At 40.5% G+C, this 11,488-nt stretch carries 10 protein-coding genes, 1 rRNA gene and 1 pseudogene; 8 read left to right on the plus strand and 4 right to left on the minus strand.

Annotated elements, in window-relative coordinates; all coding sequences use genetic code 11:
• The 5 genes from rrf to FTU05_RS16155 all read left to right on the plus strand — a co-directional run.
• A 5S ribosomal RNA gene (gene rrf / locus FTU05_RS16135) occupies nt 1–107 on the plus strand; the annotation flags it as partial.
• Between the two features lie 219 nt (nt 108–326).
• Nucleotides 327–878 (plus strand): DUF4256 domain-containing protein, encoded by a 552-nt coding sequence (locus tag FTU05_RS16140; protein ID WP_180051152.1) that lies wholly within the window; start codon nt 327–329, stop codon nt 876–878.
• 407 nt (nt 879–1,285) lie between these two features.
• A complete protein-coding gene (locus FTU05_RS16145; RefSeq protein ID WP_180166032.1) occupies nt 1,286–2,635 on the plus strand; it encodes an MFS transporter in 1,350 nt (449 codons plus the stop codon).
• A 93-nt stretch (nt 2,636–2,728) separates the two neighbouring features.
• Complete coding sequence (locus tag FTU05_RS16150; RefSeq protein WP_180166035.1) at nt 2,729–3,529, plus strand: hypothetical protein; 801 nt, start codon at nt 2,729–2,731, stop codon at nt 3,527–3,529.
• A 47-nt stretch (nt 3,530–3,576) separates the two neighbouring features.
• Nucleotides 3,577–3,888: an ankyrin repeat domain-containing protein gene (locus FTU05_RS16155; RefSeq protein ID WP_180166037.1), complete on the plus strand. Its 312-nt coding sequence runs from the start codon at nt 3,577–3,579 to the stop codon at nt 3,886–3,888.
• 69 nt (nt 3,889–3,957) lie between these two features.
• Here the strand turns inward: FTU05_RS16155 and FTU05_RS16160 are convergent, their stop codons facing one another.
• Entirely contained in the window at nt 3,958–4,575 is a 618-nt protein-coding gene (locus tag FTU05_RS16160; protein WP_180166039.1) for a type 1 glutamine amidotransferase domain-containing protein, read from the minus strand.
• Nucleotides 4,576–5,018: 443 nt separating this feature from the next.
• Here FTU05_RS16160 and FTU05_RS16165 point away from each other — a divergent pair, with 443 nt between their 5' ends.
• Nucleotides 5,019–6,194, plus strand: coding sequence for a PQQ-dependent sugar dehydrogenase (locus FTU05_RS16165; protein ID WP_373685323.1), 1,176 nt, complete (start codon nt 5,019–5,021; stop codon nt 6,192–6,194).
• 92 nt (nt 6,195–6,286) lie between these two features.
• Here the strand turns inward: FTU05_RS16165 and FTU05_RS16170 are convergent, their stop codons facing one another.
• The gene (locus FTU05_RS16170; RefSeq protein WP_180166042.1) at nt 6,287–7,327 is read right to left on the minus strand and encodes a TauD/TfdA family dioxygenase; all 1,041 of its coding nucleotides are present in this window, start codon (nt 7,325–7,327) and stop codon (nt 6,287–6,289) included.
• A gap of 280 nt (nt 7,328–7,607) precedes the next feature.
• Nucleotides 7,608–8,135, minus strand: coding sequence for a hypothetical protein (locus FTU05_RS16175; protein ID WP_180118522.1), 528 nt, complete (start codon nt 8,133–8,135; stop codon nt 7,608–7,610).
• 372 nt (nt 8,136–8,507) lie between these two features.
• Here FTU05_RS16175 and FTU05_RS16180 point away from each other — a divergent pair, with 372 nt between their 5' ends.
• Together FTU05_RS16180 and FTU05_RS16185 are read left to right on the plus strand one after the other, a co-directional pair.
• Nucleotides 8,508–8,903 (plus strand): tautomerase family protein, encoded by a 396-nt coding sequence (locus FTU05_RS16180; protein ID WP_180166043.1) that lies wholly within the window; start codon nt 8,508–8,510, stop codon nt 8,901–8,903.
• 490 nt (nt 8,904–9,393) lie between these two features.
• Nucleotides 9,394–10,683, plus strand: a complete 1,290-nt coding sequence (locus FTU05_RS16185) for a glutamate carboxypeptidase (protein ID WP_180166046.1) — start codon at nt 9,394–9,396, stop codon at nt 10,681–10,683.
• Between the two features lie 325 nt (nt 10,684–11,008).
• Here the strand turns inward: FTU05_RS16185 and FTU05_RS16190 are convergent.
• A pseudogene (locus tag FTU05_RS16190) lies at nt 11,009–11,341 on the minus strand (NADPH-dependent FMN reductase); the annotation flags it as partial.
• Between the last annotated feature and the right edge of the window lie 147 nt (nt 11,342–11,488).

Here is an 11,488-nt window from a genome sequence, read left to right on the forward strand (position 1 = left end):
CAATAGCAAGAGTGAACCACCTGATCCCTTCCCGAACTCAGAAGTGAAACCTCTTAGCGCTGATGGTAGTGTGGGGTTACCCATGTGAGAGTAAGTCATCGCCAGCTCATTATTCGAAACACCCCCTTCAAAGCGAAGGGGGTGTTTTTTTATGCGTGGAGAAAAAAGGGAAAAAAATAATAAGAAAAGCAGCAGGATAAAATAGGGAAATGATAGATATTTAAAAATAATACGGCTAAACAGCGCTAAAAATTTACATCAAGGTGAGTCTATATTCTTTATAGTGAAGTTCAGTCTCCAATGTATAAAAACAATAGGATGTGCAAATGCTCCAAGATCTCAATAAAGTCTCTATTTTAGAGATATTGCAGCAACGCTTTGAGGTAAATATGCAGCGTCATCCAGAATTGCTTTGGGATGATGTTAAAAAACAATTGATTGCACAGCCCTCAAAACTAAAAACTGTAATCGAAATGGAAAAAACAGGGGGTGAGCCAGATATTGTGAGGCTGAATCGGCAATCTCATGACCTGATATTTTATGATTGCAGCTTAGAGTCGCCAAAGCCTAGACGACGCTTATGTTATGACCGTGATGCCTTGGAGAACCGGAAGGATCATCCTCCCCAAAATAACGTTATAGATATGGTTCGAGACATCGGTGCTGAGCTACTGACAGAAGAGGACTATCGAGCGATACAGACAGTTTTTCATTTTGATTTAAAGACTTCGAGCTGGATTGTGACGCCAGCAGATATTCGGCAAAAGGGCGGGGCACTGTTTTGTGACCGACATTACGATCATGTATTTAGCTACCATAATGGCGCACAGTCATATTATGCGTCTCGTGGATTTCGCTGTAAGCTGGTGATTGCTTAATTTCAGCGCTATCAAGGTATTTAAAACAATCTAGAGTGTTCAGACGAACTTTTCTAAAGATATATTTTCGTTTGTTTTTTAGACATTTAAAATTTTTCTAAACTAAAGATAGAAATAAATGATGGTGTGTCGTTCTGAAGTTGAATGAAAGAATAGAAGAATTAGACCTAAAAACAAGGACATTATTATTTAAAAAAAGAAGTTAAATAATCATATATTGATAATGTTTAATAATTAAACTAAAGCATGAAAAATAACACAATTAACATGTACTTATAAGAGACTAGATTTATTAAACATACGTCTAATATCCCTAGAAAACACTGTTCCGTATATTCCGTGGCTGTTGAATTTTACTTAAAAATTCAATGAATGTTATGGACAAGTACTCATGGGAGATGAGAACGATGACAACGGAAAAAATAGACATAAATTCTGTAGTCGATAAGGCTAAATTTACCCCGTTCCACTTCAATGTAGTGGCTTGGTGCTTATTGATTATTTTATTTGATGGCTACGATTTAGCGATTAATGGCGTGGTTTTACCATTATTGATGCAAGACTGGGGCTTAAGTGCAATGCAAGCGGGGATGCTTGCTAGTACTGCGCTCGCAGGCATGATGTTTGGTGCCATGTTCTTTGGTTCTTTAGCAGATAAGATTGGCCGTAAAAAAGTCATCATGATCTGTATCGTTTTATTTAGTGGTTTGACCTTTGCTGGTGGTTTTGCGTCGAATCCAACAGAATTTGGTATTTTGCGTTTCTTGGCTGGTTTAGGGATTGGCGGTGTAATGCCTAACCTTGTGGCTTTAACGTCGGAATACGCGCCGCAGAAGATGCGTAGCACACTAGTAACGACGATGTTTAGTGGTTATGCAGTCGGTGGTGTGATGGCGGCACTTTTAGGTTCATGGTTCACCCCTGACTTTGGTTGGCAAATCATGTTCTTTATTGCAGGTATTCCACTTTTCCTTTTACCTGTGATTTGGAAATTCTTACCTGAATCTTTGGCATTTATGGTGAAAGAAAACAAACAGGAAAAAGCCCGCAGTATCGTGAAGCGCTTAGCGCCTGAAGTGAAAGTGACTGAAAATACAGTGTTCACTTTACCGCAAGAAAATGTACCTGAAGCTGCTAACGTGGTGAGTTTGTTCCGCCGTGGTCGTGCCGTAAATACATTGCTGTTTTGGGTGGCGTTCTTTACGTGCCTATTGACCATGTATGCGCTAAGCAGCTGGTTACCAAAACTGATGATGGCAGCCGGTTATTCTATGGATAACAGCTTAATGTTCATGATGGTCATGAACGTGGGCGCAGTTGTGGGTATTGTTGGCGGTGGTATTTTGGCTGACCGTTTCCATTTAAAACCTGTGTTGATGGTTTTGGGTATGATCGGCGCGATTGTGATGAGCTTGATGGGCTTCCAATCGAATCAGTTCTTACTATACATCTTGGTGTTCTTGGCAGGTGCTGCGTCTATTGGTTCGCAAATGCTGCTTTACAGCTATGTAGCGCAGTATTACCCACTTGCTGTACGTTCGACAGGTATTGGTTGGTCTTCTGCGATCGGTCGTATGGGCGCGATTGTAGGGCCGATTCTGATTGGTGGTTTGCTCGGTATGAACTTACCTGCGCATTTCAACTTTATGGCAGTAGGTTTACCTGTACTGATTACTGCAATCGCGGTTGCATTGATCATGCATGAAAATGACAGTGATAAAATTGATGTTAAAGAGGCATCTACAGCCAAAGCTTAAGTTGTGATTCTTTAAAAAGAAAAGCCTCCGAAAGGGGGCTTTTTTTATGTTTGATTTCGATAATATATAATGTGGCTTGCATAGGGGGACTGTATGATTTCAGAGTTAGTAAAACTAAAAAGACGTAAAGATGCTAAAGAAATAATTAAGAAGATAGATCAGAAACGAGAAAACTATTATTTAATACATTACTCTTGTGAGTCTTTTTACGATATTCAAGACGGTAGAACACCTCGGATTACTTCAGTAGCAATTGCTAATTTAGGATCCAATCAAACACATTCTTTTTCAATCCATAAAACGGCAGAACAAAAGAAAATTGGATTTGAAATGATCGATGATAAGTACGATGAATTAGAAAAAGGAATGCTCAAGGAATTTTTTGATTATTTAGCTGATCATCGAGGAAATAATTATATTCATTGGAATATGAGAAATATTAATTTTGGTTTTCAGGCGATTGAGCATCGTTATAAAGTCTTGGGTGGTAAACCTTATATTATTGAAGATGATCGAAAGGTGGATTTAGCCAAACTTCTGATAAATATTTATAGTGTTAGATACGCTTCTCATGGTGAGCATGGGCGGCTACATACAATTTGCAGTATGAATTCTATCAAAGCTAAAGATATGCTTACTGGTAAAGAAGAGGCTTTAGCATTTCAAGAAAAGGAATATATTAAGTTACATCAATCCACTTTAAGGAAAGTAGATGTAATGTCAAATTTACTTGAAAGAGTGTTAGATGGATCAATTAAAACTCAAGCAAATTGGTTAGATAGAAATGGGATTCATCCAATAGTATTCATCCAATTAGCTAAAGAACATTGGTTCATAGCCTCATTAGTTGGTTGTATTACTTTTGCTGGTACAATTAAGACACTATTTTTTTGACTTAAAATAGGTTCATTAAGTATTTAATTAATGAAGGGAATACTATTATGCAATTTAATTCCATCTCCCCAATTCCAGAAGACGATGAAGAACTGCATCTGCCTGAACTGGTGTACTGGGCATCTTTAGGTGAACTCGCAGAAGTCGAAAAATCTTTAGCGAATGGCACAGACGTAAACACTGCCGATGAAGAAGGCTATAGCGCACTGCATGCAGCCGCAGAAAACGGCTATTTAGACGTGGTGAAGCTTTTGGTAGCTAATGGTGCAAATGTACAGCATAAGACCCAATACACAGCATTAGAGCTTGCAGAAATGGCAGGCAATGATGATGTGGTAGCTTACTTAAAAAATTTGTAAGCCATAATATTTTATGAATCAACATTATAAAATACCCGCATGCAATATGCGGGTATTTTCATTTTAGTATTATTGTTGCTGTTGCTGTTGCTGTTGCTGTTGCTGTTGCTGTTGCTGTTGCTGTTGCTGTTGCTGTTGCTGTTGCTGTTGCTCAAGCTCCTGCTGAATCGCTTGATTAAACGCAGGCAAGTCATCTGGACAACGAGAAGTAATGAGCACCCAACCACCCGTATTACAGCGGTGCACCTGCTCATCGACCCAATGTGCACCCGCATTTTCCAAATCCAAACGAATACTTTTATAAGACGTCAGAGTTTTATCACGAATTCGTTCAGCATTAATGAGCGCCCAAGGACCATGACAAATTGCAGCAATAGGTTTTTGATGGTCAGCAAAGTTTTGAATAAGTCGCAGTGCATCTTCATCGATCCGTAGATGATCTGCATTGACAGTTCCGCCTGGAATTACTAACACATCATAGTCTTCAGCATTTACGTTGCTCAATTGGGCATTGGGTTGAACTTCAGCTTCGACCTTTTTGTCGGCTTTTACTGTTTGGACAACCGCATGTTTAATAGCGGCATGAATGGCTTCAATTCCCTTTTCATTTAAATAATTTAATGGTTGGATCAGCTCGTCATGTTCAACACCGACATTTGAAGTTATCACTAAAGCTTTTAAAGTCATGATTGACTCCTTGCAATGAGGATTGTCTACCACGCTAACAAGCTGACGGATTTGGGTATGTAATAATTTCGCAGGAAACTGTAAGAAGTTTTGACAGAGATGTTATGCGAAAGTTCTAGATTAGAGCGAACTTTTAAAAATCAGCTAGAAAAAGAAAACCCCAACATCCTGTTGGGGTTTTCTTCGTATTTCGTATTTTAGATACAACTCCATGTCATATCTCACGTCCTGATGCAGAAACTTATTGTTATTGTTTTATGTTTCGGAAACTTCCTGTTTCCTGATAACTGTAGATTAGGCCTGTTTGAATAAATTGAATAGCAGCAATTTTCTGCATGCCATGTAAGCCAAAACGTACAAAATTATTCTGTTACCTTTCCAAAGAAAAATCATCTGATTAATTGATTAGAATCAAATGATTATAAAAGGGAAGGGAACAATAAATGAAACAATGTATACAATATTTTCGAACGCCTAGCCTCATCGTCGGTATCTTGATGACAGCCGCATGCCATGCGGAAAACACCACAACTACAGCACAAGATCAAACACCAAGCCAAGCTCAAAAATCGGCACAAATCCAGCAAGAACAACGCTTTAAAATACAAAAAATCGCTCAATTTAATGAACCTTGGGCGTTTCAACAACTCCCAGATGGACGCTTATTGCTAACTGAAAGAAAAGGTCAACTGATCATCTTTAACCCGCAAAATCAGCAGAAAATACAGGTGAAAAACCTTCCCAAAGTTGCCTATGGCGGACAAGGCGGATTAGGTGATATTGCACTTGATCCGCAGTTTGAAAAAAATCATCAGATATACTTGAGCTATGCAGAAGCGGGACAGGGCGGTTTTGGCGCTGTCATCGAAAAAGCCACATTAAACCTCAATGAAGCTGTGCCAAGTTTAAAACAGCGAAAAATCATTTGGAGGCAAATTCCAAAAGTAGAAGGTCAAGGCCATTATTCACACCGTATGCAATTTGGAACAGATGGAAAATTATGGGTGAGTTCGGGCGAACGTCAGAAGTTTGATCCTGCACAAGATCTGCAGTCAAATTTGGGTAAAGTGTTGCGCTTAAATAGTGATGGAACGCCTGCTGCGGATAATCCATTTCAGACCCAAGGCGAAGTTGCCAAGCAAGTGTGGAGCTTCGGGCACCGTAACCCTTTAGGCATGGCATTTGATGCAAAACAGCAGCTTTGGGTGGCTGAAATGGGCCCGAAAGGCGGTGATGAGTTAAATCTCGTGCAGCGAGCGAAAAACTATGGCTATCCGCATGTGTCGAATGGCGATCATTATGATGATCAACCGATTCCTGATCATCATACACGGCCTGAATTTGAAGCCCCTGCCATCAGTTGGACACCGGTGATTTCACCGTCGAGTTTGATGTTTTACCAAGGGCAAAAGTTCCCCTTGTGGAAAAATAAAGCGCTGATTGGTGGTTTGTCGTCTCAAGCAATCGTGATTGTGGACACAGCACATCAACCGGCAACAGAAATCCAGCGTATCGACATGAAACAGCGGATCCGTGGCTTGATTGAGGCCAAAGATGGCGCAATTTGGGGGATTGAGGATGGTGAAAAAGCATGGTTATTCAAAATTGAGCCAAAATAGCGACTAAAAAATAAACAAAAAATTCAAAAAATAAAAAAAAGCCCCTCCGGGGCTTCTCACATACAGGCCTGCACGAATTTCAAATCCGTCACCTAAGCTGCATAGTGCTCATCGGCATTAAATGCATTGGCTTGAATTTGAATCAACTTACGATTTCCCTGTTCTCCATTCATCCGCCAATGCGCAATTTTAATATTATCGACGATCGAAACATCACCTTTTTGCCACTGCAAAAGCAGTGCATCTTTATACATCGCATCAAAAAATTGCTGCTTTTCAGCATCGCTCCATTCAATTTGTTGACCTTCTGGTGTGTAAATTTCCCAAGTCAGTTGCATGCCGTCCGCCGTCGAATCGATTTCAATCTCCCCGCGATTTTCAAAGCAATTTTTGGCCGCCTGATGGGCAAATGGATTGGTATTATTAGCAAAAGCCCACGGCTGAATCACATGCTTTTTCGTATCGGGGTGATGAATCACCAGTGGCGAACGCTGCAAGGTCAGTTTGGCTTTTTTATCTTGTCGAATCTCTAGACTAAACGGGCTCTTTTTCAGCAATAATCGGTCAAATAGCCCCACCTCGCACGCCGAGACATAAGAAAAATGGTTCCATGCACCAAGATATTTTTCCTGTAGATGTTTCGGAAAATTCTCCCAAATCTGCTCTAAGTTATTAAATCCTGTTTCTGCCAAATACGTCGAAGGTTCCTGACAAAATAAGGCGATATAACGCGAGCGTTCTGAGCGTACTCCGCCTTCAACATGCGGGCCTTGTACCGAGTTTTCGACTGGACCCAATTGCACTGTGTTGCGGTCTATATAACGACGGTAGTCGCCAGCACCGAGCAAGTTCTCGCTGTATTTTCGCATCCAAGATGCAACCCAGCTGGGCATATTGGGGTTAAAAGCATTCCATGGGATAAACTGAAAATATTGTTCAATCAGTTGGTTAAATTGTTCGGGTTGCTCGATGTTAAAACCACGAAACAGTAAGATGCCATTTTCATGGATTTGTTGTAAAAGCTCTTGTCGATGCGCGCCAATATATTGTGCAAGATCTTGTGGGCTATTGTGTTCTGGAGCGGCATGAAAAATGCGGGTAAAACTATTCAGTTGTTGCTGTTGCAATTGCATAGGTCATTCTCTAATTTTTTAATTCAATTTTTATTGTTGTCGCCTAATCCCTAAGCGCTGACAGTTCGAGCTGCTGAACTCGCAGCCGTTATTCTGTCTAAATTCTCTGCCGATTATAAGTACAGTTTTACTGTTGCGATGTAAGTATTGTTGATAAATTGCGATTTTTCGACGAATAGAGTGCGATCTCTGAATGAATGACGACATGAAAAAAGCCCTCGACATCCTATTGCAAAATCAATAAGTATTTGGATACCCATTCTTTTTTAAGTTGGACACTTTAATAAACGTATTCATTAATTTTGCAGTGTTCCTCAATTGGTAATGTGAATACCATGCCACTCACCAACGAGCTAATACGATTACTTTCAGCCTTACGTTGCTTGGTATTCACCGACAGGGCATAAATGATCATTGTGTCCCGATACATTTTTTCAGGCTCAACTTTATAGTCAATTTCCGCAGCACAAACCATTTTTCTACTAACTTCGTGTGACGCTCTACGATAGACCTCACGATCATCACTAGCCAAAGTCAGCTTTCTTCGTAATTCTTGTGCATACTGCATATATACGCTAACAAATTCAGGGTTATTCCCATATTTGAGCTTTATGTATCCCTCAATATCATCACGCACACCATTACTATTTGCATCAATCCCACCAATGTTTTTTGTTTTATCTTCATTTTTTAGGAATTTTGATGTTCTCACTTCTTTTAGTGAATTCTGAATACTTGGATTAAGAAGCGAGGAACAGGCCATCAAAAGTATACTTAAGCAACTCAGTGCAATAACCGCTTTTTTCATAGGAATCATTTTACTTTTTTCGTTTTAGATGCAAAGAGTGTCTGAAAATAAGAGTGTCCAATTAAAAGAAGAATCTGTGTCCAGTACGATATACTATCAAGTGTCCAATTGGGCAAGAATATGCATCCTATCGAGGGCTTTTTAGATTCATTCTAAAGATATGACTCCTGTCATACCGATCAGCGTTCCTGCTGCATGTGCATTATTTATTTTTATTGCAAGACATCCTGTCTCTGTATGTTCTTACTATAGGCGCGTTGCTGTTGAGGCCATAGGCGTAAATACTGCAAGCGCTGTAGGTAAATGCCTACAGCAGAACGTCGCTAAATCCTGCTAGTGTAGTGATCTAAATAACAACAATGAGTTTCGCGCATGCCTGCAACACAAATCGATATACGGATGCAATACAGCATAGAACAAGAACAACAGTTGATAAATGCTGTCTTTGACGCCTTACAACAGAGTTTTCAACTGCCTCGATATGACCGCAATATACGTTTGCAAGTGCATGCGCTACATCGGTTTCAGGTGCTTGATCATTTGACGCAGCCTGAGCGCTTTACACATATCACCATCGATTGTTTTGCGGGACGAACCGTGGCAACCAAGCGTAAGTTATATCAAATGCTGGTGCAAAATTTGGTGGAATTTGGCATTCCGGCCGACCATATCATCATTACCTTACGTGAAAGCCCTCTAGAAAATTGGGGGATACGAGGTGGTCAAGCCGCTTGTGATGTCGATTTAGGTTTTCAGGTCGATATTTAGTCTGTGCAAATACATGGAATGTTGCTTTCACATCGCCTAAACGAAAAAAGCCCCGACATCCTGTCGGGGCTTTTTCGGATTCATTCTAGCGGTATAACTCCTGTCCTACCGTTAAACTTCCTGCTCATTGTCTTATCATTGTTATTTTATGTTCAGTGACATCCTGTCGCTGTATGACCTTAATATAAAAGTAATCTAATAACGTGAATAGTGTCTATTATCCGCATCTAATGTAAGCCAAAACGTACAACACTTAAATTTTAATTCTGACCGTTCCTTCAAGGCATTGCATAGCAGCTAGGCTCTCGACTGCTAGATCTATGTTTCCAAATCGATCTAAACCGCTTTTAAAACAACAGGAAGCTGGTTTTGATGTGACCAAACACTTCGCCTGTGGTGTTACATATTTTTGCGATTAATTGGTTGAATGGTGAACTAATTTATCAGACATTAAAAATTCATAATGAAAAATATACAGGGAATAAGATCGATGCAAAGAACACTTACACAACAACGGACGACATCAAAACTTCAGCTCGCATTAGGCTGCGTCATTGCGCTTAGTGCTTCAGCAAGTTGGGCAGCATCTCCACAAGAGATTAAGAAAATTGCGGAAAGTCAAAAGCAAAGTTATTTAGAAACCTTGAAAACCTTGGTCAATATTGAATCTGGCAGTAAAGATATTGAGGGATTGAATCAAATTGCCAAGGTGGTCGCAGAGCAATTAAAAGCCACAGGGGCTGAGGTGAACCTGATTCAGCCCAAAGACATCATGAAACTCGATGGTGCGCCAGATCAGACAGGGCCGATTGTAAAAGCGGTACTGAAAGGCAAAGGTAAAACGAACATTATGTTGTTGGCACATAATGATACGGTGTATCAAAAGGGCCAATTACAAGGTCAACCGTTTCGCATAGACGGTAATAAAGCCTATGGTTTGGGTATTTTGGACGACAAGCAAGGTGTTGCAGCAGTGATTCATGTCTTGGATATGCTGAAACAGCTGAAGTACCAAGATTACGGCACCATTACGGTGTTAATTAATTCAGATGAAGAAATCAGTTCACCCGGCTCGCGCCAATTGATCATGGATACCGCTCAAAATCAGGACGTTGTCCTCTCCTTTGAAACCGGTGGTTTAGAGGGAAGCTTGATGTTAGCCACCAGTGGGATTGGTGCGGCTTATTTAGATATTAAAGGGCGGGGTTCGCATGCGGGGGTAAAACCTGAAGCAGGGGTCAATGTTTTGACAGAACTGGCTTTTCAGATTCAACAATTGGAAAATCTATCCAATCCGAAAACGGGTTTAAAGCTGAATTGGACCGTTGCGACGGCTGGAAAAACCCGAAATGTGATTCCTGACCATGCGACAGCGCAGGCAGATGCTCGTTCCTTAAAACCACAAGATTTTGCTGAGTTGGAAAAAACTTTGAAGCAAAAAGTCAAAACCAAAAAATTGGCGGAAAGTCAGGTCGAGGTCAAATTTGAAGTCCGTCGACCACCTTTAGAAGCCAGTCCACAAGCCAAAAAATTGGCCGCGACAGCCCAGCAGATTTACACAAACGAATTAAAGCTGCCGATGAAAGTTGAAACGACCGCTTGGGGTGGTGGTACTGATGCCGCTTTTGCTGGAGTTACTTCGAAAGCCGCGATCATTGAAGGAATCGGTATGTCTGGCGATGGATTACATTCAGATAAAGCAGAATATATTTTGACGGATTCTATCGTGCCGCGTTTGTACTTGGTGACCCGCTTAATTGTTGAAAGTTCTAAAAAGTAATCGTATCCGATTGGATGAGATCTAATGAGTCATTGCCCTGAGTTTGGTTGTGGCTCATGTTAGAGCTATTCTTATGTAGCATTTGAAATGAAAAAAGCCCCGACATCCTGTCGAGGCTTTTTCAGATTCATTCTAGCGGTATAACTCCTGTCCTACCGTAAGCTTCCTGCTTAGTCTTATCATTGTTGTTTTATGTTCAGTGACGTCCTGTCTCTGTATGCTTTAACTTTATCGTGGATGATGCATGGCGTATAGCTGCCATCTGCCGAAAATAATGTAAGCCTGAACCTACAAAAGGCGGCATCTATCACGCGAACGGCAACAATTAAGCACTCACATATTGCAGTAATTTTTTGAAAATCGCTTTAACCGCTTTGTTGTCAAATTCATTCGGTTCGAATTTATCTGTTTGATTACGTGTAAAAATGTCACGAATTTCAACTACAGCATTACTGTCAATTAAGCCCAATTGAGTTGCCACTTGGCGAATTTGATCAATCGAACGTGAACCATTGGTGCCTCCATAGCTAACGTATGCCGCAGGTTTTCCGCCCCATTCTTTACCGAGGTAATCCAATGCATTTTTGAGCGCAGGGCTGTAGCCGTGGTTATATTCAGGGCTAATGAAAATAAATGCGTCGCCTTGCGCGATTTTATCAAATGGAGCGTAAAACTCTTTCCTTCAGGTCAGAGATATAAGCGACACGACATGAAGTGTCGTTTGATTTAACTAAGGACTATTTTCCTTGAGTTTTGATTGTTAATATAAGTACATGAAAACCCTTAAATTACGTATAAAAGACAA

The organism is Acinetobacter sp. YH12049, assembly GCF_013419875.1.
Lineage (GTDB): Bacteria > Pseudomonadota > Gammaproteobacteria > Pseudomonadales > Moraxellaceae > Acinetobacter > Acinetobacter amyesii.